Annotated in this window: 17 protein-coding genes; 11 read left to right on the top strand and 6 right to left on the bottom strand. The window is 40.6% G+C overall.

Going from position 1 to position 25,149, the window contains the following annotated elements:
* Nucleotides 1-43: 43 nt before the first annotated feature.
* The 3 genes from GW828_RS00425 to GW828_RS00415 all read right to left on the bottom strand — a co-directional run bounded on the left by GW828_RS00425 (nucleotide 44) and on the right by GW828_RS00415 (nucleotide 3,172).
* Nucleotides 44-1,759, bottom strand: a complete 1,716-nt coding sequence (locus tag GW828_RS00425) for a methyl-accepting chemotaxis protein (RefSeq protein WP_273057284.1) — start codon at nucleotides 1,757-1,759, stop codon at nucleotides 44-46.
* Between the two features lie 355 nt (nucleotides 1,760-2,114).
* Nucleotides 2,115-2,606: a YchJ family protein gene (locus GW828_RS00420; protein ID WP_182756493.1), complete on the bottom strand. Its 492-nt coding sequence runs from the start codon at nucleotides 2,604-2,606 to the stop codon at nucleotides 2,115-2,117.
* Nucleotides 2,607-2,611: 5 nt separating this feature from the next.
* A complete protein-coding gene (locus GW828_RS00415; protein ID WP_182697239.1) occupies nucleotides 2,612-3,172 on the bottom strand; it encodes a YybH family protein in 561 nt (186 codons plus the stop codon).
* A gap of 146 nt (nucleotides 3,173-3,318) precedes the next feature.
* Here GW828_RS00415 and smrA point away from each other — a divergent pair, with 146 nt between their 5' ends.
* From smrA to GW828_RS00400, 3 genes are all read left to right on the top strand, one after another.
* Nucleotides 3,319-3,921 (top strand): DNA endonuclease SmrA, encoded by a 603-nt coding sequence (gene smrA, locus GW828_RS00410; RefSeq protein ID WP_182697240.1) that lies wholly within the window; start codon nucleotides 3,319-3,321, stop codon nucleotides 3,919-3,921.
* A 1,090-nt stretch (nucleotides 3,922-5,011) separates the two neighbouring features.
* Nucleotides 5,012-5,653 (top strand): TetR family transcriptional repressor PsrA, encoded by a 642-nt coding sequence (psrA, locus tag GW828_RS00405; protein WP_124014981.1) that lies wholly within the window; start codon nucleotides 5,012-5,014, stop codon nucleotides 5,651-5,653.
* A gap of 11 nt (nucleotides 5,654-5,664) precedes the next feature.
* Complete coding sequence (locus GW828_RS00400) at nucleotides 5,665-7,941, top strand: acyl-CoA dehydrogenase (RefSeq protein ID WP_182697241.1); 2,277 nt, start codon at nucleotides 5,665-5,667, stop codon at nucleotides 7,939-7,941.
* A gap of 250 nt (nucleotides 7,942-8,191) precedes the next feature.
* On the opposite strand, the gene pyk is transcribed toward GW828_RS00400, so the two are convergent.
* Both pyk and GW828_RS00390 read right to left on the bottom strand, forming a co-directional pair.
* A complete protein-coding gene (pyk, locus tag GW828_RS00395; protein ID WP_124014979.1) occupies nucleotides 8,192-9,631 on the bottom strand; it encodes a pyruvate kinase in 1,440 nt (479 codons plus the stop codon).
* Nucleotides 9,632-10,037: 406 nt separating this feature from the next.
* Nucleotides 10,038-10,892: a MurR/RpiR family transcriptional regulator gene (locus tag GW828_RS00390; protein WP_124014978.1), complete on the bottom strand. Its 855-nt coding sequence runs from the start codon at nucleotides 10,890-10,892 to the stop codon at nucleotides 10,038-10,040.
* A 338-nt stretch (nucleotides 10,893-11,230) separates the two neighbouring features.
* Here GW828_RS00390 and zwf point away from each other — a divergent pair, with 338 nt between their 5' ends.
* From zwf to GW828_RS00360, 6 genes are all read left to right on the top strand, one after another.
* A complete protein-coding gene (gene zwf / locus GW828_RS00385) occupies nucleotides 11,231-12,700 on the top strand; it encodes a glucose-6-phosphate dehydrogenase (RefSeq protein WP_273057298.1) in 1,470 nt (489 codons plus the stop codon).
* 9 nt (nucleotides 12,701-12,709) lie between these two features.
* Complete coding sequence (pgl, locus tag GW828_RS00380; RefSeq protein WP_182697243.1) at nucleotides 12,710-13,408, top strand: 6-phosphogluconolactonase; 699 nt, start codon at nucleotides 12,710-12,712, stop codon at nucleotides 13,406-13,408.
* A gap of 11 nt (nucleotides 13,409-13,419) precedes the next feature.
* Nucleotides 13,420-15,246 (top strand): phosphogluconate dehydratase, encoded by a 1,827-nt coding sequence (edd, locus tag GW828_RS00375; protein WP_182697244.1) that lies wholly within the window; start codon nucleotides 13,420-13,422, stop codon nucleotides 15,244-15,246.
* A 20-nt stretch (nucleotides 15,247-15,266) separates the two neighbouring features.
* Nucleotides 15,267-15,911 carry a bifunctional 4-hydroxy-2-oxoglutarate aldolase/2-dehydro-3-deoxy-phosphogluconate aldolase gene (locus GW828_RS00370; RefSeq protein ID WP_124014974.1) on the top strand — a complete coding sequence of 215 codons (645 nt, stop codon included), beginning with the start codon at nucleotides 15,267-15,269 and terminating at the stop codon, nucleotides 15,909-15,911.
* 205 nt (nucleotides 15,912-16,116) lie between these two features.
* The gene (locus GW828_RS00365) at nucleotides 16,117-19,194 is read left to right on the top strand and encodes a DUF3857 domain-containing transglutaminase family protein (RefSeq protein ID WP_273057301.1); all 3,078 of its coding nucleotides are present in this window, start codon (nucleotides 16,117-16,119) and stop codon (nucleotides 19,192-19,194) included.
* Between the two features lie 34 nt (nucleotides 19,195-19,228).
* Complete coding sequence (locus GW828_RS00360; RefSeq protein WP_182742421.1) at nucleotides 19,229-19,936, top strand: aspartate/glutamate racemase family protein; 708 nt, start codon at nucleotides 19,229-19,231, stop codon at nucleotides 19,934-19,936.
* A gap of 109 nt (nucleotides 19,937-20,045) precedes the next feature.
* Here the strand turns inward: GW828_RS00360 and adhE are convergent, their stop codons facing one another.
* Nucleotides 20,046-22,643, bottom strand: coding sequence for a bifunctional acetaldehyde-CoA/alcohol dehydrogenase (gene adhE / locus GW828_RS00355; RefSeq protein WP_124014971.1), 2,598 nt, complete (start codon nucleotides 22,641-22,643; stop codon nucleotides 20,046-20,048).
* A 704-nt stretch (nucleotides 22,644-23,347) separates the two neighbouring features.
* On the opposite strand from adhE, the gene GW828_RS00350 reads away from it, so the two are divergent.
* Nucleotides 23,348-24,031, top strand: coding sequence for an HAD family hydrolase (locus GW828_RS00350; RefSeq protein WP_273057304.1), 684 nt, complete (start codon nucleotides 23,348-23,350; stop codon nucleotides 24,029-24,031).
* Nucleotides 24,032-24,051: 20 nt separating this feature from the next.
* Nucleotides 24,052-25,014: a sugar-binding transcriptional regulator gene (locus tag GW828_RS00345; RefSeq protein WP_124014969.1), complete on the top strand. Its 963-nt coding sequence runs from the start codon at nucleotides 24,052-24,054 to the stop codon at nucleotides 25,012-25,014.
* The last annotated feature ends 135 nt before the right edge of the window (nucleotides 25,015-25,149 follow it).

Here is a 25,149-nt window from a genome sequence, read left to right as displayed (position 1 = left end):
TGCATCTAACTAACTTCCTGTTATTTAACCAAGTCGTTAAGCCTTAAAGTCTAAATTTTTCAATTTCTTCTTTCATCGTTTCGGCTAACTTAGCTAATTCATTACTGGCGGCACTGCTTTGTTCCGCTCCGGCAGCGGTTTGATTGGAAATGTCACTGATACTCGTAATGTTGCGGTTTATCTCTTCTGTCACCGAACTTTGTTCTTCCGCTGCAGTGGCAATTTGTGAATTCATGGCATTAATTTGATCAACACTGTCAGTTATTTCAGCTAATGCATCACCCGCTTTTTGTGCTTCCGTTGCCGTTTGTTGTGCATTTTCAGCCCCTTGCACTAAACGTTGAGTCGCATCGCGGCTAGCTTTTTGTAAGTTTTGAATCGTTTTCTGTATTTCTTGGGTAGACTGTTGTGTACGACTGGCTAAGGTTCTAACTTCATCTGCTACCACAGCGAATCCTCGACCCTGCTCACCAGCACGAGCCGCTTCTATGGCCGCATTTAATGCTAATAAATTCGTCTGTTCAGAGATGGCTTGGATCACGTCGACAACACTGCCAATATCTTCAGCATGTTGTGCCACTGATTTCATTGCTGAGACTGACTCTTGCATTTCAATCGATAAGCGTTCAATTCTGGCAATACTCTCTTTAACCACCTGTTGCCCTTTAGACGCAGCATTATCTGTATGTTCAGAAGCTTGAGCAGCTGAACTGGCACTCTGGGCCACATCATGTACCGTTGCGGAAAACTGATGGATAGCGGTAGCAATACACTGAGTTTGTTGTTGCTGTTCGAGAATGTTTAGTTTTGTTTGCGCCGCAACTGCCGAGTTTTCTTCTGATGCGCTTGCCAACAAGAATGTAGATTGGTGCATTGATTTAACGATACTTTGAAAACTATAAACAATCTGATTTACGTAAGTAGCTATGTGGGTAAATTCATCGTTCCCCGTCAAATGAATTCGTTGGGTCAAATCACCCAAGGAAATTTTATTCGCGCTATCTTCTAAATGCTGTGATGCTAATTTGATGCGTTTAATAATCACTAAGGATAAAAAGGTGATAATTATCATACTCAACAGCACTGCTATGATTACCTTTATCCGGAACGTACTAATATTCTCCTCTGATTGTTCAAAATTAGCTTTTGCTTCAGCAATTTGTATATCCAGAAAGCCTTGGGCCTCTGCAGAGACTGATTTGAAAACAGGATTAATATCCTTTAATAGAATCATATTTGCTTGTCTGAATCTGCCCGCATTTAATTCTACCAATGCCCGATTAAAACCGTTATCTGTGATGACATCAAGTTGATGAACCAATCTGTTAACTTGGGCTCTTTCATCGGCATTTAAATTGGAGCTTAGAATTTCATTATCAATAATATCATGGAGTATTTTCAACGATTGATTAATATCATTAATGTGTATGTCAGTTGGGTGATCATGGAGTTTGGCAAATTCTGATGAGGGATCATGCTGCAAGGATAACAACAAGGCACTTCTTGCATTGCCTAACTCATCTAATACTTTGCCGGCTCGAATGGTATGTTGCATGCCCTGCGAGTATAGGTCATCAATTGAGTTTGTGGCTTGTTGCATACCTGATATACCTTGATATGCTAAAAATAATAGTGCGCCTAAAGTGATTAACATGCTCAACGTCAAGCGAGCACTAACTGATTGCAGTTTTTCAGTAAACTTGGATGGTTTAGCTTGGCTTGAATCTTGGCTAGGCTGTTGGCCAGATAATGATGTCATAAAATATCCTTTATTTTCGACACAACCTAGTGTGCTCAATATAAATAAGGTAAATAAAATGAATATTACACATTAATTAAATTTATATATGAGAGCTAGCTAACATATTATCAACAACAGCTAATCAACGCTGCCTGACCGATAATAATTAGACTTTTTAAACTGAGTTAATGACGAAAAGACAAGCGTGATCAGATAAGATTTATTGAGTATGAAGGCGAGGTCATTTCTAGCATATTGGTTACATCTCGAACAAATAGATCAGGTTATTCATCAGCTAAAAAAGTGCATCTATGCACTTTTAGCTGATGATATGTCACAGTGATCGTTAAGCGGCATTATTGGTTTTGCTGTTTTAACTCATGAGTTTGGCACAGCACTGTTTAAACTTTTTGCCGCTATGGCAAATACAAGCATCATTTCGACCGGGTAAACGATTGTGCATTTGTGTTCCACTAGTATAAAACCAATGGCCATCTTGTTTGATAAACGATGAACGCTCATATATCGCATCGATCTTTTTATCTTCGATAAACCATGCTTTAAAAATCACTTCACCTTTTTCAGCGCATTGTGTCGAAGAAAGCACTTCTAATCCCAACCACTGCGTTTTAAATTGTGCCAGCTGCTTCTCGGTTAATCCCTGTAAATGATCCGCATGATGAGTCACAATTAAATAATGAAATTGCTTTAACACAAAGGCGCTATAACGAGAGCGCATTAATCGCTCTGGTGTATCAGCCACAGCCTGATTTAGATGAAATGGCTGACAACATTGAGCATAGTCGACGGCGCTGCCACAAGGGCAATACGTGCTGTTAGTGTCTATTAAATCATTATGGTTCATTGAGTTTATTCTTTTGCTGCGGTAATAAATTGGCGACCGTAATAAAGATTGGGGACGGGTTTGGCATCATAGTAAAAATGGGGCGCAGCATGGGTGTTCGAATCAACACTAATTTTCCATTGCTGTTTATTATCTTTACTAAAAACAGTCACAAATTTACCAGCAAATTCACTGACAGGTTCTCCAGAATCTTTTCCTGGATGAAAACGCACTAAATAATAACCCACATCAGTTGCGCTATTGGGCTCGTTGTGTCGTACCAGTACTCTGAAGTCGACTTCAAGTTTGGCATTTTTTCGTTTAATTTTGTTAAAAAATTGGCTGTACAGGCTAAGAATATTTTCTTTACCGCTAATGATACCTCGGTCTTGTGTTTCAGAGATATATACAGCATCGTCGGTATATATTTGTTCTATCGCGGCAAGATCTAATTGTTCAAATGCCTGCGTCAATTTTGTAAAATTAGCATTCAACGTTTTATGGGGTATAGATTCTGTTGCATAAACGTTCATGGTGCTTAGGCACACACTAACGGTTAGCAATATCAATAACCTGAGCGTATTCATTAAGGACAATATTCTTTTCAAGGAATGGTTCTCTTTTTTATCTAGTGTAAATCAATAATGGCAAGCGATACCGTAACGATAACTATAAATTAATCATCCACTTTGCTAAAGCATAGAATCTTTACAAAGTATGTTGGAGGTGGCACATGTCGTTAAGTGATGACGAATTATTTTTACAAGAAATGGCCGATGTTAGTCCTCTTAAGCAAGAACATCAGTCGCATACAGACCCAAGATGGCTTAATCCGTTAAGTGTAACAGATGCTCAATTGGCAAAGCGAGCAGCAGCGGAACAACATGAGTTGTTACAGTTATTGCCTACCGATCCTTATTTATTTACAGCGGTTGAGCCCGATGATGTGGTGAGCTACAAAATGGATGGGATTCAAGATGAAGTATTTACCCAACTGCGCCTTGGTAAATACCGATTTAATACCGTGTTGGATTTACATCAATACAGGCTACCGCAGGCCCGTGAAAGTTTACTTAGTTGCGTGCTAGGTGCTTATGAACGCGGTGAACGTAATATTTTGGTTATTCATGGCAAGGGTTATAAAAGTAAACCTTATCCAGGGTTAATGAAATCAGCGGTATGCCATTGGCTAAGATTTATTGAACCCGTTACCGCGTATCATTCAGCCACAAAAGAATGTGGTGGAGTAGGTGCGGTATTTATCATGCTAAAAAAATCACCGCAAAAAAGAATTGAAAATAGTGAACTGAATAGAAAGGGTCGTGGTTTTAGGTAGGTTTTATAGGGTTTATGTTGCATCGAAAAAGCCAGTCATATTATAAAAGCAAATAATAATGCCACAAAATTTTACTGCCGATGTTATTTGGTTGAAAAAATTTGATGGCAAATAACTTTTTCAACTAAGCACTAATTAGCGCTAACATTTGTATTTTGACGATATTTTTTACTCATACTCATACTCATACTCTTAGTCGCTCAAGTCAGCATTACCAATTGCACTGTTGGCTAGCTTGTGTATTTTGCATATCTAGTGATATTTGTAGTGGAGCAAAGCCATATCGTTAAGCTTTGCAGTCATGTTATCTCACCTGTCACTACTGAATGCTTCAGGCCAAGGTTAACAGGCAGCCATTTTGAACACATACTTGTGTTTGCCTCAAGCGTCTTTACTTCTATAAATACTAACGTAATGAATGGGCTAGAGTATTGGCAATATCACACTAGGTTTGTATAACGGCAATGTATGGACTAAGCGTTACATAGGCTCTGCGTTGGAATTAATCTCTGCTTAACACTGCTCCGTTGGTTCTTTAACACCTCGATGCTTTTCTTCTAGATCCCAGCAATCTTGGTTTTATTTCTACGGTTTAGTGGTATCGGTGAATACTTGTCTGTGCAATAGAGCTATCAATAAACTCACAGGCCTAAGGCAATGTTATTTCTAATCGTTTTCATCATAAGCCAATGTCTTTGACGTAGTGGGCAGCGTTTAGAGTAAGCCCATTATCTGTCAGTACATAGTGGTATTAGAAAGTGCAATAATGGCTTGATTAACACTGTCTATGGTGGCGTTTTTTCAAAGTAAATCCATTTGTGTAATTACAGTGACCGAATTCTCATGTCATAAAGGCGCAGGATCAATTTGAGACGGTCGTTTTAAAGGCAAGTGTATCTAGTGTGTGTCCTTTCTAACTGTTGATGTCTGCCAACCACAAAATAGCAAACTTTGTATAATAGTTAACAATTTGGCAGGTTTATTGCTGTTTGTGATGTTGATGTTGTTAAAGAAAGCTAACAATTTCGATTGACATCTGTTCGCTCAATGATTAATTTAAACGGGTGTTTAAATTAACTTGGGTCTTGGAATGGCAAGTCGTACTGATACAAAAACAAGAATACTCGACGCAGCTGAAAAGTTGTTTGCTGAAAGAGGTTTTTCTGAAACGTCGTTGCGACTGATCACCAGTAAAGCTGAAGTCAATTTGGCATCGGTCAATTACCATTTCGGTTCGAAAAAAGAATTAATTCGCGCAGTACTCGCAAGATACTTAGATGTATTTATGCCAAGCGCTGCGATAGAAATTAAACGCATACATCATGCGCCTGAAGATGCGTCACTAAATGAAATTTTTTCTGCTTTAATTAAGCCATTACTCGAGCTTAACAAAGTGCGCAATGGCGGCACGATTATTTTCTTGCAGCTGTTGGGTCGTGGTTACATTGAAAGCCAAGGGCATTTACGTTGGTTTATCACCACGCATTATGGCGAACACTTAGCGACTTTTGTGCAAGCCGTATCGGCCAGTGCACCGCATATTCCCGCAGCTGAAATGTTTTGGCGTTTGCATTTCACCCTCGGGACGATAGTATTTACCATGGCTTCTGCAGATGCGTTAAATGAAATTGCCGCTGCTGAGTATGGTGAACATAACAACATTGAAGCGATTCTTCGAAAAGTCATCCCCTACATGGCAGCAGGTGTTGCTGTTCCTGTGTTAACAAACTAAGAAGGTATAAAATGAGTATCGTCATATTGCTAGTTATAGCGATCATTGTCCTCTTTGGCGTACGTAATATCAGGATGCAATTTATTACGCGTCCAGTATTTTCGTTCTTCAAAAAAGTGTTACCTCCTTTGTCGAGTACCGAGAAGGAAGCAATGGAAGCGGGTGATGTTTGGTGGGAAGGTGAGTTATTCCGTGGTAAGCCAAACTGGAACACCTTACACGGTTACGGTAAGCCAACGTTAAGTGCTGAAGAGCAGGACTTTATAAATAATCAAGTTCAAACCGCATTAACCATGATCGACGATTTTGATATTGTTCATAATCGCAAAGATTTACCGCCAGAGTTGTGGCAGTACTTTAAAGAGCAAGGTTTTTTTGCGTTAATTATTCCTAAAAAATTCGGTGGTCGTGAGTTTTCTGCTTATGCAAACTCAACCATAGTAGCAAAAATTGCTACGCGCAGTGTCAGTGCGGCGGTTACCGTTATGGTGCCTAATTCTTTAGGCCCTGGCGAGTTACTAACGCATTATGGTACTAAAGAACAAAAAGAACGTTGGTTACCTTCACTGGCTGTGGGTAAAGATATTCCATGTTTCGCATTAACAGGCCCAGAAGCGGGCAGTGATGCTGGTGCTATTCCTGATGTCGGTATTGTGTGTCGCCGTGAGTTTGAAGGCGAAGAAACATTAGGCTTAAGTTTAACTTGGAACAAGCGTTACATTACTTTGGCTCCTGTCGCGACTGTTTTGGGATTGGCCTTTCAAATGCGCGATCCTGACGGATTGTTAGGTGATGTTAAAAATATAGGGATCACCTGTGCGCTTATCCCAACAGATCATCAAGGTGTTGAAATCGGTCGTCGTCATAACCCATTAATGATGGCGTTTATGAACGGGACAACCAGTGGTGAAGATGTATTCATTCCATTGGATTGGATTATTGGTGGACCACAGTTTGCCGGCAAAGGTTGGCGTATGCTGGTTGAATGTTTGTCTGCTGGGCGCGGTATTTCATTACCTGCACTCGCTACGGCATCTGGCCATGTGGCGACCAAAACGACCACTGCTTATAGTTATGTTCGTCAACAGTTCGGTATGCCAATCGGACATTTTGAAGGCGTACAAGAAGCTACAGCGCGAATTATCGCTAATACTTACCAACTTGAAGCTGCTCGTCGTTTAACTACCCAAGGTATCGACTTAAAAGTGAAACCTTCTGTGGTGACCGCGATTGCTAAATACCACATGACCGAGTTAGGCCGTGATGTATTAGAGGACGCGATGGATGTTCAGTCTGGTAAAGGTATCCAATTAGGACCTAAAAACTATCTAGGTCATGCGTATATCGCCACACCTATTTCAATTACGGTAGAAGGTGCAAATATCCTGACTCGTTCATTGATGATTTTTGGTCAAGGAGCAACGCGCTGTCATCCATATGTTTTGGCGGAAATGGAAGCCGCAGCAATGGAAGATGAAACATCAGCTTTAGATCGTTTCGATTCATTGTTACTGGGTCATATTGGTTATGCCATTGGTAATGCATTACGCTCATTTGGTTATGCATTAACCGGAAGTCGTTTAGGCAGTGCACCAGTGAGTGGTCCGACTCAACAATATTATCGTGATATGACGCGGATCTCTTCATCGCTTGCGATAATGACTGATTTGTCGATGTTGATTATGGGTGGCGATCTTAAACGTAAAGAAATGATTTCTGCGCGAATGGGTGATGTATTAAGCCAGTTATACCTAGCATCTGCGACATTGAAATTGTTTGAAGATAATGGCCGTCAGCAAGATGATTTACCTGCTGTACATTATGTGATGACAGAGCGTTTACATCTAGCGGCAAAAGCACTTAATGATGCTATTCGTAACTTCCCGAGCAAAATCGCTGCGGTATTGCTACGAGTATTGATATTCCCATTAGGAAATCATTTCAATGCACCAAGTGATAAATATGCGGTTGATTTAGTTACTGGTATGCTCAAACCTGGACCTGCTCGTGACCGTATTACCTTCCTTTGCAGTGATGTTGAAGGTGATGAAAGTGGTATTGCTGAAGTCGAGCAGGCTTTCTTGGCAAAATATGCTGCGAAAGATTTGTATAAGAAGCTAAAGAAAGCGCAACGTAGTGGTCATTTAAAATCTAAGCTGCCAATGCTTGAGTTATTTGAGCAAGCACTAGAAAAAGACATTATCACCAAAGCGGAACATAAACAGCTTGTTGAAGCAGATGTATTGCGTTTAGCGGCTATCAATGTTGATGATTTTGATAAAATTTAATCAGAATTAATAAAACCCTTTAATGGTTTTATAAAACCTTTGTGTAAATAGCCCTGACTCTGTCGGGGCTTTTTTTACTATGGCAAACTAAATTAACAAGTTATTGGTCTGAGAAGGGAAATACCAAAGTGCATAACGCAGAATATCTTAAAATACACCCATAAAAAAGCCAATCCGGAGATTGGCTTTCAAGTGCCGAGTCTACTGCAATATACCTGCTATTGAGTATGCCTCATACATGCAATATCAATTAAGCAACGATCAATACTTTGCAAGTGTTAGTGCCACCAATGGTTTCCATCGCGTCACCTTTAGTCATCAGGACCATATCACCACTGACCAAATAACCTCTGCTAACCATACAGTTTAATGCTTCTTTAGCGAGCTCATCTGCAGGATATGCTGTTGAGTCAAACTCAATTGGCTGTACACCACGGTACATTGCCATGCTGGCCAATGTCTTTTGATGACGAGATAAAGCAAAAATTGGTAAACCAGAGCTGATACGTGACATTAATTTTGCTGTCGCGCCAGATTCAGTTAACGAAATAATGGCTTTAACGCCAGGCAAGTGGTTAGCCGCATACATGGTTGAAAGCGCGATAGTTTCTTCAACTGAAGAGAAACGCTGATCCATACGGTGCTTAGACACATTAACACTAGGGTGTAATTCTGCACCTAAACAAACGTTCGCCATTGCCATAACCGTTTCTTCAGGGAAGTCACCAGCAGCGGTTTCCGCTGACAGCATTACCGCATCGGTTCCGTCTAACACAGCATTCGCCACGTCCATGACTTCAGCTCGTGTTGGCATCGGGCTTGAAATCATCGATTCCATCATTTGTGTTGCTGTGATCACGGCTTTGTTTAGTTGGCGAGAACGCTCAATTAAGCGTTTTTGCACAGCAACGAGTGCTGCATCACCAATTTCAACACCTAAATCACCACGAGCAACCATGACAACATCTGAAGCGCGGATAACGTCATCCATTGCTTCATCAGTTTCAACCGCTTCAGCACGTTCAACCTTAGCAACGATTAATGCGTAGCTACCGGCTTCTTGTGCAAGCTTACGTGCTAGGTCTAAATCAGCACCTGTACGAGGGAACGACACAGCAAGGAAATCAACATTGATCAATGCAGCCGTTTTGATGTCTGCCATGTCTTTTTCGGTAAGGGCAGGAGCGGTTAAGCCGCCACCTTTTTTGTTGATGCCTTTGTTGTTCGATAACGGGCCAGCGACAGTAACAGTAGTAAAGACTTTATGTCCTTCAACACGGTCAACCTTCAGCTGCACACGACCATCATCAAGCATTAAGATATCGCCAATGACAACATCATCAGGCAGTTGCTTATAATCAATACCCACTTGATCCTGGTCGCCTTCGCCTTTAGCTAAGTCAGCATCGAGGATAAAGTTATCACCCAAGTTAAGTTTGATTTTTTTGTTATCTTTAAAGGTAGAAATGCGAATTTTAGGACCTTGTAAGTCTCCTAAAATAGCGACATGTTTACCCAATTCTTTAGCAATTCTACGAGTATCCGTAGCACGCTTTAGATGATCTTCTGGTGAACCGTGTGAGAAGTTAAGTCTAACGACGTTAGCGCCTGCTGCGATAATTTTTCGTAAATTGTCATCGCGGTCAGTTGCTGGCCCAAGTGTTGTAACGATTTTAGTTCTGCGGAACATGAGATACTCCGTTAATGATAAGAAAGATTTTGTGTTAAATAGAATTCGGTTATTAAAGTGCTCTTGTGATGTTGGCACTAAAATGATGTCACTATATTAACAGACATTCTCAGTAAATGTAGTAAAGTTACCAACAAAAAGATCGTTTTTAATGTGTAATTTATGTGACAGTTTCGCGGTTTTTATAATAAAAAAGGCCAAACAGAATAAAGTGTTTGGCCTAGTGAACAATAATTGATGGCTATTTATGAGCATTTACGCGATCAAATAGAACTTAATTGTGTAATTATTTACCAGTTCTTTGGTAATCTTGGTGCAAAAGTCAGTTTAAAAGGTGGTTATTGTTGTTCAAACGAGCATAAAAATGACGGCTGTACATGAGTGTTAATGCTAACAACCCATCAATTTAGATAGTCATATCCTTGTTTACCCGAGATTCTTTCAATACTTCTTTTACGCGTTTTAAATTATCACGGAAACGCGGACCACGGCGTAAGGTAAATCCTGTCGCGAGTACATCTATGGTAACCAATTGCGCTAAGCGTGACGCCATAGGTAAGTACATGTCAGTGTCTTCTGGTACTTCCATAGTGACAGGCAATGTACATTCAAAAGACAGTGGCGAGTTACGTGCCGTAATACCGATGACTGCAGCACCGTTTTCTCGAGCAATACGCGCTATTTCAATCAGTGATTTAGTTCGGCCAGTATGCGAAATTAATACCACTACATCGCCTTCATTACAGTTAATGCAGCTCATTCGTTGCATTAATACATCATCAAAACAAATCACTGGCACGTTAAAACGAAAGAACTTGTTTTGCGCATCATGGGCCACAGAAGCCGAGGCACCAAGGCCAAAAAACGAAATAGTCTTGGCTTGAGTGAGAATATCAACCGCTTTATTAATTGCAGAAGTGTCTAAACTCTGACGAGCCGTATCCAGCGATGCCATTGAAGATTCGAAGATTTTTGTTGTGTATGACTCTGGAGTGTCATCTTCTTCAACGTGTCGACTAACATAAGGTGTGCCGTTAGCAAGACTTTGAGCCAAATGTAACTTAAAATCAGGGAATCCCTTAGTGTCTAATCGACGACAAAATCGATTGACCGTAGGTTCACTAACATCTGCCATCTTTGCTAAGGTGGCAATACTTGAATGTATCGCTGTTTGCGGTGAGGCTAATATGACTTCGGCAACTTTACGTTCAGATTTACTAAATTGGGTAAGGCTTTTTTGAACCTTTTCAAGGGTATTCATAAGCAAGCATCCGCTAGAAAGTAGCTAAAAAGTAGGTAATGTAATTTTATATCATAACTTACAGGAATTACGTGAATTAAGTTATTTATTTACCGTTGATTATCAACTGTAGTTATTTTTCACGACATCGATCACGATTAAATGATTTGTAAGCCTTGGTGTTGGTGGAAAATCATAGCAGATAATAGATACTTGTGACTAGGTTAACAACAATACAAAAATTGCAAATTAAAGATGCAATATTCAAATTCTGTTGTTATATTACAACAAAAGTGTGCTTTTATTCATCTACCGAATTCGAACATGACACACACATATAATTAGGAGAGCTTTCAGCAATGGGCAAATCAATTGGAGCTAAGGCTTGCGACTTCGTACTTTTCGGTACTAAAGGCGATTTAGCTAGGCGTAAATTATTACCTTCTCTATATCAGTTAGATAAAGCAGGATTGCTTGATAAAGAAACCAAGGTAATCGGAGTAGCAAAAGACGCATTCACTCAAGAAGAGTTTGTTGCCCTAGTTACTAAAGCATTAAATACATTTGTTAAAGACGAACTTTGCCCCACCACGTTAGCGCGCTTCCTGAGTCGTTGTCATTATATCGGTACTAATTTTACAGATCCTGAAGGTTATAGTGCCTTCCACGATTTACTTGAACCAAGTAAACGCGTCATGGTGAATTATTTCGCAACTCCTCCTTCTATTTTTGGTGCTATCTGCCGTTGTTTACACGAGCAAGACCTTATTCAATCTGATACCCGTGTTGTGCTCGAAAAGCCAATTGGTACTGATTTAGAATCATCGCATGTGATTAATGACCAGGTTGCCGAGTTCTTTAACGAGAATCAGGTTTACCGAATCGATCATTATCTTGGTAAAGAAACCGTTCAAAATCTCATTGCCCTGCGTTTTGCTAACTCTTTATTCTCTTCTAAATGGGATAACCGCACCATAGATCATGTCCAGATCACGGTTGCTGAAGAAGTGGGTATTGAAGGTCGTTGGGGTTACTTTGACGGTGCGGGTCAAATGCGCGACATGATCCAAAACCACTTATTACAAGTGCTGACCTTGGTTGCCATGGATCCTCCCGTCAATTTAGATGCTGACAGTATTCGTGACGAGAAAGTGAAAGTGCTTAAGTCACTGCGGCCAATTAACCAAGACAATGTGTATGAAAATACCGTTCGTGGTCAATACAGTGCTGGTTTCTTAAAAGGTTCACCTGTTCCTGGCTATCTTGAAGAAGAGGATGCCAACACTCAATCCCACACAGAGACCTTTGTTGCTATCCGTGTTGATATTGATAACTGGCGTTGGGCTGGAGTGCCATTCTATTTACGCAGCGGTAAGCGTATGCCCTTTAAGAGTAGCGAAATTGTGGTGTACTTTAAAAATCCACCTCATAACTTGTATCGTGCAAGTTACCGCAATCTGCCACCGAACAAGTTAACCATTCGTTTACAACCTCATGAAGGGGTTGAAATTCAGATGATGAACAAGGTTCCTGGGCTTGAGCAAAAGCAGCGTCTACAAACGACTAAGCTCGATTTAAGCTTCAGTGATACCTTTAAAAACGAACGTATTGCAGATGCATATGAACGTTTGTTGTTAGAAGCCATGCTCGGAAACCAAGCACTGTTCGTTCGTCGTGATGAAGTTGAGCAAGCCTGGAAATGGGTTGATGGCATCATTCAGTCATGGGAACAAAGTGGTGAAAAGCCTAAATCTTATCCTGCTGGCACATGGGGGCCTGTGGCATCGGTCGCATTAATAACCAAAGATGGCCGTTCTTGGGACGAGTAGGGAGCTGACATGATTAAAGATACTGTATTTAAATCCTTCGACAATCCAGCAGATTTAGAAGCCAAACTAGCTGAGAAAATTGCCCAGCAACTACAAAATGCTGTGGATACTCGGGGCAAAGCCAGTTTAGTTGTTTCTGGTGGTTCCACACCATTGAAATTATTTGATTTACTTAGCCATAAAGTAGTCGACTGGGCTGATGTTTACGTCACTTTAGCTGATGAGCGCTGGGTTAATGCTGATGAAAAAGATTCAAACGAAAGGTTGGTTCGCCAGCATTTACTGCAGAATCGTGCCTCCAGTGCCAAATTTCGCGGCTTAAAAAATATGTTTGCAACCCCTGAAGCGGGTTGTGATATGACCAGCGAGTCGTTAGCTAATTTCCCGCGTCCCTTTGATGTGGTGATATTAGGCATGGGCACTGATGGGCATACATGCTCTTGGTTTCCTTGCAGTGCTGAACTCGATAATGCATTAACTACCAAAGATTTATGCGTTGCAGTCAATCCGACAACTGCTCCTCATGCACGTATTAGTTTGTCTAAAGATGCCATTTTAAATAGCCGTCAGATTTATTTGCATCTTGTCGGAGAACCAAAGCTAACTGTTTATCATCAGGCTCTTGAGAATGATGATGTTACCCAAATGCCCATTAGAGCCGTATTAGCGCAGCGTAAAACGCCCGTTGATGTGTTCTATAGCGCGTAAGGAGTTTTACCATGCACTCAGTAGTACAAGCCGTCACCGATAGAATTATTGCACGCAGTAAACAGTCTCGTTCAACGTATTTAACGGCCTTAAATGATGCCAAAGCAAAAGGTGTTCATCGTAGCGCCCTAAGTTGTGGCAATTTGGCTCATGGATTCGCGGCCTGTCAGCCAGCGGACAAAGACTCTTTACGTCAACTAACGAAAGCCAATATTGGTATTGTCACCGCTTTTAATGACATGTTATCAGCACACCAACCTTACGAAACCTACCCAAATATGCTTAAACAAGCGTGTATGGATGTCGGCAGTGTTGCACAGGTTGCTGCAGGTGTACCTGCTATGTGTGATGGTGTGACTCAGGGCCAACCAGGCATGGAGTTAAGTTTACTGAGCCGTGAAGTTATTGCTATGTCTACCGCGATCGGCTTATCGCATAATATGTTTGATGGCGCGCTACTACTGGGTATTTGTGACAAAATTGTACCGGGACTATTAATCGGTGCCTTAAGTTTCGGCCATTTACCTATGCTATTTGTGCCTGCTGGTCCAATGAAGTCTGGTATTCCGAATAAAGAAAAAGCCCGTATTCGTCAGCAATTTGCTCAAGGTCAGGTTGATCGCGCGGCGCTACTTGAAGCAGAAGCTAAGTCATATCATAGTGCTGGTACTTGTACCTTCTACGGTACGGCTAACTCTAACCAGCTAATGCTTGAAATAATGGGCTTACAGCTACCAGGCTCATCGTTTGTTAATCCTGACGATCCATTACGCGATGAATTAAGCAAAATGGCTGCGAAACAAGTGTGCCGTTTAACATCTATGGGTACACAATATACTCCAATAGGTGAAATCGTTTCTGAGAAATCAGTAGTTAACGGAATTGTGGGAATTCTTGCGACAGGTGGTTCAACGAACCTGACTATGCACATAGTGGCAGCTGCTCGCGCCGCAGGCATAATTGTAAACTGGGACGACTTTTCTGACTTATCTGATGCCGTGCCACTGTTAGCGCGCGTGTATCCTAATGGTCATGCTGATATTAACCACTTCCACGCCGCAGGTGGTATGGCGTTATTAATCAAAGAGCTACTCGATGGTGGTCTATTGCATGAAGATGTGAATACTGTCGCCGGTCAGGGCCTACGTCGTTACACCCAAGAGCCTCGCTTACTTGATGGTCAACTTAAATGGGTTGATGGCGTGACAGAAAGCTTAGACAAAGAAGTGTTAACACATCTTGATACCCCATTCCAACAGAACGGTGGCTTGAAATTACTCAAAGGTAATCTTGGCCGCGCAGTGATTAAAGTGTCTGCAGTACCCGATAAAAATCGTGTGGTAGAAGGACCTGCGATTGTCATTGATGATCAAAACAAGCTTGATGCGCTATTCCAGGCCGGTGAGCTTGATCGAGACTGTGTTGTTGTCGTCAGAGGCCAAGGCCCTAAAGCTAACGGTATGCCAGAGCTGCACAAGCTCACACCATATCTTGGCACTCTTCAAGACAAAGGTTTTAAAGTTGCATTAGTGACCGACGGCCGTATGTCTGGTGCCTCAGGTAAAGTTCCTGCAGCAATTCATTTAACTCCAGAAGCGCTTGACGGTGGTTTGATAGCCAAAGTTGAAAATGGCGATCTGATCCGGGTTGATGCTTCAACAGGTGAGTTAACCCTGTTTGTTGATGAGAAAACACTGGCAAGCAGAACAGCAGGCGTGGTCGATTTACACCATTCAAGTTATGGCATGGGCCGTGAATTATTCGGTGCATTACGCAGTAGCTTAAGCAGCCCTGAAACAGGTGCCCGCAGTACACATGCTCTTGATGAATTATATTAAAAATAAAGGAAGTCGGTATTATGATTGAGCCTAATAACTGGTTACTCCAGCCACAAGATGTATTTAAACGCAGCCCGATTGTTCCTGTGATGGTGATTAATAAAATAGAGCATGCAGTGCCTTTGGCTAGAGCCTTAGTTGCTGGCGGTATTAGCGTACTTGAAGTAACACTTCGAACACCTTGTGCGCTTGAAGCCATTGCTAAAATAGCTAAAGAAGTGCCAGAAGCTTTAGTGGGTGCGGGAACTATTTTAAATCAGACCCAATTACAACAAGCAATTGATGCTGGTTCACAATTTATTATCACTCCAGGTGCAACAGTTGATTTGCTAAAAGCGGCTAAAAAAGGCACGGTGCCATTAATTCCTGGTATCGTTAGTATTTCAGAAGTTATGGTGGGAATGGAGTTGGGTTATACTCATTTCAAATTCTTCCCTGCTGAAGCTTCTGGTGGCATTAATGCACTTAAATCTTTCTCTGGTCCACTGTCGGGTATTCGTTTTTGTCCAACAGGTGGCATTAGCCCTGCGACGTATAAAGACTACCTTGCACTGTCGAATGTAGATTGCATTGGCGGTAGCTGGATTGCCCCGACAGATGCAGTTGAAAATGAAGATTGGGATCGCATTACCCAACTGTGTAAAGATGCTTTAGCAGCGCTTTAATCTTTACCAATGAGTTTACCGTTGAAAAACCAGCTTATGCTGGTTTTTTTATGTCTTAAATTTGGCAGGGGTTAGTTTGTAGGTGATATAGACGAGTTGAACGACTAAAAATTGTTAATTGTAAGTAACTTGTAATAACATAGCGCTACTTAAAAATGGGCGGAACAGCCCGTTAAATGACTTTTGTTAGCACAAGGATATTTTTATGGTGCGCTTTTTAGATCATATGGCCCATGGTCATCGTTTGTTGTTGTCAGCAGCATTGGCGTTATGCAGTATTTATTTTATTACTTTTTACTCCCCCCTTGTAGCTGCTAGCCCAATCCATGCTGAATTACCGAGACAATCTTTCAATTCTCAATGGCACCTTGGGGATCATCAAAACCAAGGCCTATTGGTTGACAATGTGCCTAATTGGGTTACACCAATAGCGTATGATTTACCAGATAAGGTTCCATCTTCAGAGCTTGCCGATGGGGTGTATTACTTGCTTATTGATGAGCAGTCCAAAGTCACCGCCGATGGCAGTCTAACTCAGTTTAATCATTATGCGACCAAAGCGATGACGCCCAAAGGCTTAGAAGCTGTCTCGCAAATTAGCATTACGTTTGATCCCGCTTATCAGAAAATTATTTTCCATAAGATGAATGTTATTCGGGATGGGGTGGTCATTGATAAAAAAGCAGACAGTGAATTTAATTTACAACAAGTCGAAAGTGGGCAGCGATTAATTTACGATGCCTCTAAAACGGCGAGCTGGTTTTTACATGATATTCGTGTCGGCGATATTGTTGATTATCAATACAGTATTGTTGGCACTAATCCTGTTTACCAAGGGATCTATTCAGATTCTCGACGTTTACAATGGGATGTTCCCGTACATCAACAATTTTTACGTATTATTTGGGGGAAAAAGCAACCGCTTAATTTTTCTGTAAATAATACTGAGATGAAATTTACGCAAACGCAATTAGGCAATGAAATTGATTATCAGCTGATGTTAAAAGACATGCCCGTGAGTAAGTATTATTCAGACGCTGCCAGTTGGTTTCATCCTTATGCTAGCGCTTATTGGTCTGAGATGGATTCTTGGCAACAGGTTAGAGAGTGGGCTCAGGCGCTCTTTGCGCCACAAATAGATCAAAATCAAGCAATTCAAGAATTGGTTAATCAATTCCGAAGTGCTGATACCCAAGCCGAACAAATCATGCTTGCGTTGAATTTTGTTCAACAAGATATTCGTTATTTGGGTATTGAAATTGGAGCCAACAGCCATTTACCCGCTAAGGCGAGCGATACATTGGCCAAGCGATATGGCGACTGTAAAGATAAATCTGTGTTATTAATTGCGCTACTTAGAGGATTAGGCATTCAAGCATCACCTGTTTTGGTTAATACCAAAGAGGGCAAGATCTTACAAGACTCCTTACCTCGAGCATCAGCATTTAATCACATGATAGTCAAAGTCAGCTTAGATAATAAATTTTACTGGTTAGACCCTACACTGCTGAATCAAAATGTTGCTTTACCGGTTGTGTTTCAACCCAATTATGGCTTCGCCCTTGTGGTTGGAGACAATACTCAACAACTTGAATTAATGGATTCAGCAGCAAGTGGTTCTCTTGTAGAGTTTCATGAAGTGTATGATTTTACACAAGGAGTTCATGGTGAGGGGAGTCTACATGTCACAACCACTTATCAAGGAGATCAAGGTACTCGTATTCGTGGACGATTAGCTGATATTGGCTTACAGTCTCTGTCAGACAATTATCAAAATTATTATAAAAATTCGTTTAATGATCTTGAAGTTGCTACGCCTATGTCTGTAAGCCAAAATACTCAAACCGGCACGACAATTTTTAAAGAACACTACGTAATCAAACAACCTTGGATAAAAGCTGACAATGGTAGTTTTGGTCTTAGCGTTTACGAAAGCCAAGTATCCCCCTACATTTCCATGCCAGAAAGTCATGGACCAAGAGTGTTGTCTTTGAGTCATCCCATTACTTTATCGGGTGATATTAAGCTTAAATTATTGGATCAGAAATGGACATTTGATAAAGAAGTTTTGAACGAAACTAACCCCTTTTTTGATTTTAATTACAAAGTGACATTCGATGACTCTATAAATGAGCTGACATTAGCATATCATTATCAATCGAAAGTTGACCGTGTCGAAGCCAATGAAGTTGATCAATATGTTGCAGCATTACGAAATGTCGCTGATGTGGGCAGTTTTGGTCTGGTTGATTATGGTACTGCTAATTCCACGACGGCCTCAGATAATAATTTTATTGATGATTTAGACACAGATTCACGTATTTTACTCAGCTATGTTGTTTGCTTTTTTATCGGTATTTCGTTTTGTTTAGTTTCCTGGCTGCGAGAGAAAGCTCCTGCTGATGATGCCCAGTTCTACCCAGTATCCACGACCAAAATGTCTGTGATGATCTTTATGACTCTTGGTGTGTATATTTATTATTGGTGCTATAAAAACTGGCAATATATTCGCACGCTAGAGCAATCGTCAATTTGGCCGAGGGCAAGAGCCTTTTTTAACGTAGTCTGGTATTTCCCATTGTTTGCTAAGTTAAAAGCAAACAATGATGCTAGAGAGCAGCCCAAAAAACTGATCTCAGAAACTACCGCCATTAGTTTATTCGTTGTTTATGTGATTGTGTCGATAACCTATTCAATGCGTGATGACTTTTATGTAGATGTGTTGATCCTTATTGTTACTTTTTTGCCATTAGCGTTATACATTAACCGGATTAATGACAAAGCAGGAGCCGCATATCAACATAACTCTCGCTGGCGACTGCGTCATCTCGTCATAGGGCTGTGTGTTTTACCACTCTATTTGGTGAGTATTGCGTCAACTATTGGCTTGTCTAGTCAAGATGAGGTCATTGAAGGACAACAGTTGTGGAGCCGAGATATTGCATTTTTACGCCAACATCAATTGATCAGTGAACAAGAGCTACCGGTATTATTTTACAGTCATCATTGGTTTAATAATCAAGTTGAAGGAAATGGTTTTAGTGCCACGAAGGTGTTTTCATATTGGACTGAAAATGGCAAGTTTATCTCGTATTCAGTGGCAATTGCTGATATCAAAGATATCAGCACTGAGTTAAATCAACAAAAGGATCAATTATCCACCATCATGATAGAGCCTTTGCAAGGCGAAGCATTTAGGCTGGTTGTTTCCAATTCTAAAAACAAAGACAGTCAATTTGTTGAACAGCTCACTGCGTTGTGGAAAACGAGTCAAAATGAATAATTTGAATACATCGACTGTTTTAAGGTATTAGCACATGAAAACTATTGGCATGATCGGCGGCATGAGTTGGGAGTCGACACTCAATTACTACAAAGCCATTAATCAAGGAGTAAAGTCCGCGTTAGGTGGCTTACATTCAGCGAAAGTGTGTTTATACAGTGTCGATTTTGCTGAAATTGAAACTTTACAACATCAAGGTTTGTGGCAACAAACAGCATTGTTATTGACCGATGCCGCTAAAGCTGTTGAGGCCGGTGGTGCTGATTTTTTGTTAATTTGTACCAATACCATGCACAAGGTTGCCGATGAGATACAAGCCGAAATAGGCATCCCAATTTTGCATATTGCAGATGCCACAGCCAATGCGCTACTTGCCGATGGTATTAGCAAAGTGGGCTTGCTCGGCACCCGTTTTACTATGGAGCAAGACTTTTATAAACACCGTATTAGCGACAATTATCCTATTGAGGTTATGGTGCCGAATACGGCAGATCAGACCATTGTTCATGATGTAATTTATCAAGAGTTATGTTTAGGGCAGATTAATGAACAGTCTCGTCAGGCTTATTTATTGATTATTGATAAGTTGTTTGCCCAAGGAGCCGAGGCGGTTATTTTAGGCTGTACCGAGATTGCATTATTGGTGCAGCAACAACATACCCCAGTGCCTTTGTATGACACGACGCTAATCCACGCTAATAGTGCAGTGAAGTTGGCTTTAGATAATCATGATGAGACCTAATATCTGATTATGCTCGAAAGCTAGTATCGGTTGCCTCGTTTAATATCGATAGATAAAAAAACGCCTTACACTAGTGTAAGGCGTTTATCATTTCTAATAGCGCTTTTGGTTAGTCTTTGTAAGCACGGCCATAGAAGCTATCGAGTAACACTTGCTTAATCTCGCTGATTAATGGGTAACGAGGGTTAGCACCTGTACATTGATCATCAAACGCGTCTTCTGCAAGTAGATCCAGTTTTGCAATAAAATCTGCTTCATTAACACCGGCTTCTTGAATCGATGCAGGAATACCAATGATCTTTTTCAGCTCTTCGATTTTATCTATTAGTTTGTCTACTTTTTGCTGATCCGTTTTGCCGCCTAGCTTTAAATGATCTGCAATTGCAGCATAACGGCATAATGCTTTAGGGCGGTCGTATTGACTGAAGGCCGCTTGTTTAGTTGGCATATCTGTCGCGTTAAAGCGGATAACGTTAGAGATTAATAATGCATTAGCTAAACCATGAGCCAAGTGGAACTCTGCACCCAGTTTGTGCGCCATTGAGTGACAAACTCCTAAGAATGCATTGGCAAAAGCAATCCCCGCTATTGTCGCACCATTGTGTACTTTTTCACGAGCGACAGGGGCTTTGGCACCTAACTCATAGGCATCAGGCAAGTATTTCACCAATAAATCGAGCGCTTGTAATGCTTGGCCATCGCTGTATTCGTTTGCCATTACACTGACATAAGCTTCTAACGCGTGAGTTATTGCATCAATACCACCAAAAGCGGTTAATGACTTGGGCATGTTCATCACAAGGTTAGGGTCAATAATCGCGATATTAGGTGTTAATTCATAATCTGCAATAGGGTATTTCTTGCCTGTGATCTCATCGGTGACTACTGCAAACGGAGTCACTTCAGAACCGGTACCCGATGTGGTAGGTATCGCTACCATTTGGGCTTTAAGTCCCATTTTAGGGAACTTATAAATACGTTTACGGATGTCCATGAATCGCAATGCTAAATCAGCAAAGTCGACATTAGGGTGTTCGTACATTACCCAAATAATTTTAGCTGCATCCATTGGTGAGCCACCACCTAATGCAATAATTACATCAGGTTGGAAACTTTGTGCCACTTTAGCACCTTGGCGCACGATGGCTAAGGTTGGGTCTGCTTCTACTTCATAAAACACTTCGGTTTCTAGGCCCTGTGCTTTAAGGATTTTTAATGTCTCGTTGCAATAGCCGTTATTAAATAAAAACTTATCAGTAATAATTAATGCACGTTTTTTGTCGCTTAATTCTTCTAATGCGATTGGTAAGCTACCACGACGGAAGTAAATTGATGATGGAAGCTTATGCCACAACATGTTTTCAGCCCTCTTAGCGACCATTTTTTTATTAATTAAGTGGCTTGGGCCAACGTTTTCAGAAATTGAGTTACCGCCCCATGAACCACAGCCTAGGGTTAATGACGGTGCTAATTTGAAGTTGTATAAATCACCAATACCACCTTGAGAAGCAGGAGTGTTAATCAAAATACGTGCAGTTTTCATTCTAAAACCAAAGGTTTTAACACGTTCTGTCTGAGTGTCTTGATCGGTATACAAGCCTGAGGTATGACCGATACCACCTAAGGTCACTAAGGCCTCTGCTTTATCCATTGCTTCGTTAAAGTCTTTGGCTTTATACATACCTAACAACGGAGACAATTTCTCGTGGGCAAATGCTTCCGCATCATCAATATCGTTAACCTCCCCAATTAGTACTTTAGTATTACTGGGGACTTCAAAGCCTGCCATGGCCGCAATAGCTACCGCACTTTGACCAACGATATCAGCATTAAGGCCACCATTTTTAAGAATGACATTTTGCATCGCCGCAGTTTCAGCTTTAGATAAAATATGACCACCGTAATGAGCAAAACGTTCTTTAACTTGCTTATATATACTGTCTACTACAATCACAGCTTGTTCAGACGCACACACAACACCATTATCGAAGGTTTTTGACATTAAAATAGAGCTAACAGCACGTTTAATATCAGCGGTTTCGTCGATCACGATAGGAGTGTTACCCGCACCAACGCCGATAGCAGGTTTACCAGATGAGTAGGCGGCTTTAACCATGCCTGGACCACCAGTGGCTAAAATTAAATTAACTTTTGCGTGGGTCATTAATTGGTTTGATAATGCAACACTGGGTTGATCTATCCAGCCAATAATATCCTTAGGCGCACCAGCCGCTACTGCTGCATCTAATACTATTCTCGCTGCGGTAGTCGTTGAGTTTTTGGCTCTTGGATGCGGAGAAAAAATAATCCCATTACGAGTTTTTAAACTAATAAGCGCTTTAAAAATAGCGGTCGATGTTGGATTAGTGGTTGGCACAATACCGCAAATAATGCCGACAGGTTCGGCAATGGTGATGGTACCAAAGGTGATATCTTCGGAAAGAATTCCGCAGGTTTTTTCATCTTTATACTTGTTATAAATATATTCAGATGCGAAGTGGTTTTTAATCACTTTATCTTCTAATACACCCATACCCGTTTCGATTACCGCCATTTTAGCCAATGAAATACGCGCATCTGCAGCAGCAAAAGCAGCGGCTCTAAAAATGGCATCTACTTTTTCTTGGCTAAAGTTTGCAAATTCAGCCTGAGCCTTGGCAACGCGTTCTACTAATAAATCAAGTTCTTGTGTATTGGTGACTGTCATAGTGGTTTCCTTTAAAAACATTCAACAAAGCAGTTTTGCAAAACATTCTTTGTAAATAAAATTACATCTTCTAGGGGCTGTTTGTTGTGATGATGACCACAAAATCGTAATAATTGGTAATTTTATTACGGTTTAGGTGTTTTTAAATCAGTAATATCGCATCTCAATAAGGCTTTGATTTCACTATCACTTAAAACACCCTAGTACACAATACTATGGTTATTTATGTTAATTACAGCATGAAAGCCTTGTTTACATAACGAATTAACAGGCCTTCGTTGAGTGAAATTGGTTGGTATTGAAGCATTAGTCATTGTTTTATATTTAAAACGGTATGTTTCTTGTTCACTTTTATAAGTGACTCTGAAGCAAATTATTAACCAATGTAAAAATACAGCATTGAAATTTAATAATATTTTATTCCTTGCTAGGCTACATAAGCAATGCCTAAAGTTTGTTTAGCTTATTTAATTGAAGATTTGTGATTGACATCAATATTTATAAAAGGGAATATGCTCAGTAGAGGGGCATTTGCTCATTATGTGTTTTTAGAGCAATTGAATAGCTTTAGTGATCTATACACGCCTTATGCAGCATTAGTGGGCCTATCAACTATGACGATATTGGATAAATGATTGTTATTTGATGTCCAACAAGCTGTAAAATGGATTTATAGTTCTGATTTATAGCGTTAAGGCGGGTATATGAACACTGATACACAATTGATTATTTTTGACTGTGATGGCGTGATTATCGACAGTGAAGTCATTAGTGCCAAAGTGTTAATCGACAAACTCGCCGAGTTGGGCTGCACCATTGACATGGCGTTTGTACAAGAACACTTTTTAGGTTGTCAATTTACAACTGTAGCAGACAAGGTGAAGCGTTTATTGTCTACCAGCTTACCTCAACATTTTGAGGAAGAGTATCGACAGCAATTACTTGTAGAATTTGAAAAAAATTTAACGGTAACAGATGGCATCAAATCAGTATTGTCTAGCTTGAAAGTACCATATTGTATTGCAACCAGTAGCAGTTTACCCCGAACAACGAGAGCATTAGAGGTGGTGGGATTAACCGAGGTGTTTGGCAGTCATATCTTTACTGCAAGCCAAGTTAAACAAGGCAAACCTGCTCCCGATTTATTTTTATATGCAGCAGACGCAATGGGCGTAAAGCCTCAGCATTGTTTAGTCATAGAAGACAGTTATTTTGGTGTAAGTGCTGCAATTACAGCCAATATGGACGTGATTCATTATGTTGGCGGTGGTCATATTATCGATCGCCTTGATAATGAATTACACCGAGTATCACAAGTATTTCCAACAGTGCCAGTATTAAGTCATTGGCAGAATTTTGATCGTTTAATGCCAGCATTAGTGCGTTGATAGTGCATAAAAGGGATAGCATGGATACCAAATCAAACTCTGAACTCGCAAGACTAGAGCAAGCTGCACGTGCTGCCTGGCTATATTATGTTGCTAAAAATACTCAAGATGAAATCGCTCAAAAATTAGAAGTATCAAGACAGTCTGCACAGCGTTTAGTTGCTTTAGCCGTGAGTGAGGGCCTAATTCAAGTCCGTTTAGACCATCCAATTGCTAAATGCATGGAATTGGGACATCAACTGACTCAGGCCTTTAACCTACTAGAATGCGAAATTGTACCAAGCGATCCCGCTGACAGCAGTTCGGTTCATGGATTAGCACAAGGTGGCGCGAGTGTACTAGAGCGTTATTTAAAGTCCGAACAGCCAAAAACGTTAGCTTTTGGCACTGGCCGTGCACTTAAAGCGTGTATCGATGAGTTACCTTCAATGCAGTGCCCACAGCATAAAATCGTATCGTTATTGGGCAATATGATGCTCGACGGTTCAGCATCTGCTTTTGATATCGTAGTGAGTATGGCCAATAGAGTACAAGCTAAGCACTACCCAATGCCGTTGCCCGTTATTGCCAGCTCGGTAGCTGAGAAACAGCTTTTGCATGACTTGGCGCCGGTAAAAAGTATTTTTGAATTAGTCAAACAAGCTGATGCGACTTTTGTCGGAATAGGCCACATGGGCATAGAGCCACCATTACTACTTGACGGTTTCATTAATCAGTCTCAGTTAGATGCATTAGTTAATAATGATGCTATCGGTGAAATCATTAGTTGGGTTTATAACCAACAAGGACAATTACTTGATAACTCAATCAATCAACTGGTGATGAGCTCACCGTTAAATATTGACTTAACCAATCCTGTCTATGGTATCGCGGCAGGGCAGCAAAAAGTGGATGCGATATTTGCTGCATTACAAGGCCGATTAATTAATTCATTAATTACCAATGAATATACTGCTGAAAGATTATTGGCTAAGCTAAAATAATTATAAAAAATATAAAAATACTTATAAAATAAATATAAAAACACTTACATTGAGATTTAAATAATACTCAGCGAGTAAGTTAGCATCCATAATCTTACTAATACTAATACTAATACTAATACTAATACTAATACT

The sequence above is a fragment of the Shewanella vesiculosa genome, assembly GCF_009994065.1.
GTDB classification, from domain to species: domain Bacteria; phylum Pseudomonadota; class Gammaproteobacteria; order Enterobacterales; family Shewanellaceae; genus Shewanella; species Shewanella vesiculosa.
This window is presented reverse-complemented; position numbering and strand designations above follow the sequence as displayed.

Coding starts and splice junctions, on each gene's coding strand:
- smrA (WP_182697240.1), top strand. CDS start 3,319: ATGTCGTTAAGTGATGACGAATTATTTTTACAAGAAATGGCCGATGTT.
- zwf (WP_273057298.1), top strand. CDS start 11,231: ATGGGCAAATCAATTGGAGCTAAGGCTTGCGACTTCGTACTTTTCGGT.
- edd (WP_182697244.1), top strand. CDS start 13,420: ATGCACTCAGTAGTACAAGCCGTCACCGATAGAATTATTGCACGCAGT.
- psrA (WP_124014981.1), top strand. CDS start 5,012: ATGGCAAGTCGTACTGATACAAAAACAAGAATACTCGACGCAGCTGAA.
- GW828_RS00390 (WP_124014978.1), bottom strand. CDS start 10,892: ATGAATACCCTTGAAAAGGTTCAAAAAAGCCTTACCCAATTTAGTAAA.
- GW828_RS00365 (WP_273057301.1), top strand. CDS start 16,117: ATGGTGCGCTTTTTAGATCATATGGCCCATGGTCATCGTTTGTTGTTG.
- GW828_RS00425 (WP_273057284.1), bottom strand. CDS start 1,759: ATGACATCATTATCTGGCCAACAGCCTAGCCAAGATTCAAGCCAAGCT.
- GW828_RS00345 (WP_124014969.1), top strand. CDS start 24,052: ATGGATACCAAATCAAACTCTGAACTCGCAAGACTAGAGCAAGCTGCA.
- GW828_RS00370 (WP_124014974.1), top strand. CDS start 15,267: ATGATTGAGCCTAATAACTGGTTACTCCAGCCACAAGATGTATTTAAA.
- pyk (WP_124014979.1), bottom strand. CDS start 9,631: ATGTTCCGCAGAACTAAAATCGTTACAACACTTGGGCCAGCAACTGAC.
- GW828_RS00415 (WP_182697239.1), bottom strand. CDS start 3,172: ATGAATACGCTCAGGTTATTGATATTGCTAACCGTTAGTGTGTGCCTA.
- GW828_RS00400 (WP_182697241.1), top strand. CDS start 5,665: ATGAGTATCGTCATATTGCTAGTTATAGCGATCATTGTCCTCTTTGGC.
- pgl (WP_182697243.1), top strand. CDS start 12,710: ATGATTAAAGATACTGTATTTAAATCCTTCGACAATCCAGCAGATTTA.
- GW828_RS00420 (WP_182756493.1), bottom strand. CDS start 2,606: ATGAACCATAATGATTTAATAGACACTAACAGCACGTATTGCCCTTGT.
- GW828_RS00360 (WP_182742421.1), top strand. CDS start 19,229: ATGAAAACTATTGGCATGATCGGCGGCATGAGTTGGGAGTCGACACTC.
- adhE (WP_124014971.1), bottom strand. CDS start 22,643: ATGACAGTCACCAATACACAAGAACTTGATTTATTAGTAGAACGCGTT.
- GW828_RS00350 (WP_273057304.1), top strand. CDS start 23,348: ATGAACACTGATACACAATTGATTATTTTTGACTGTGATGGCGTGATT.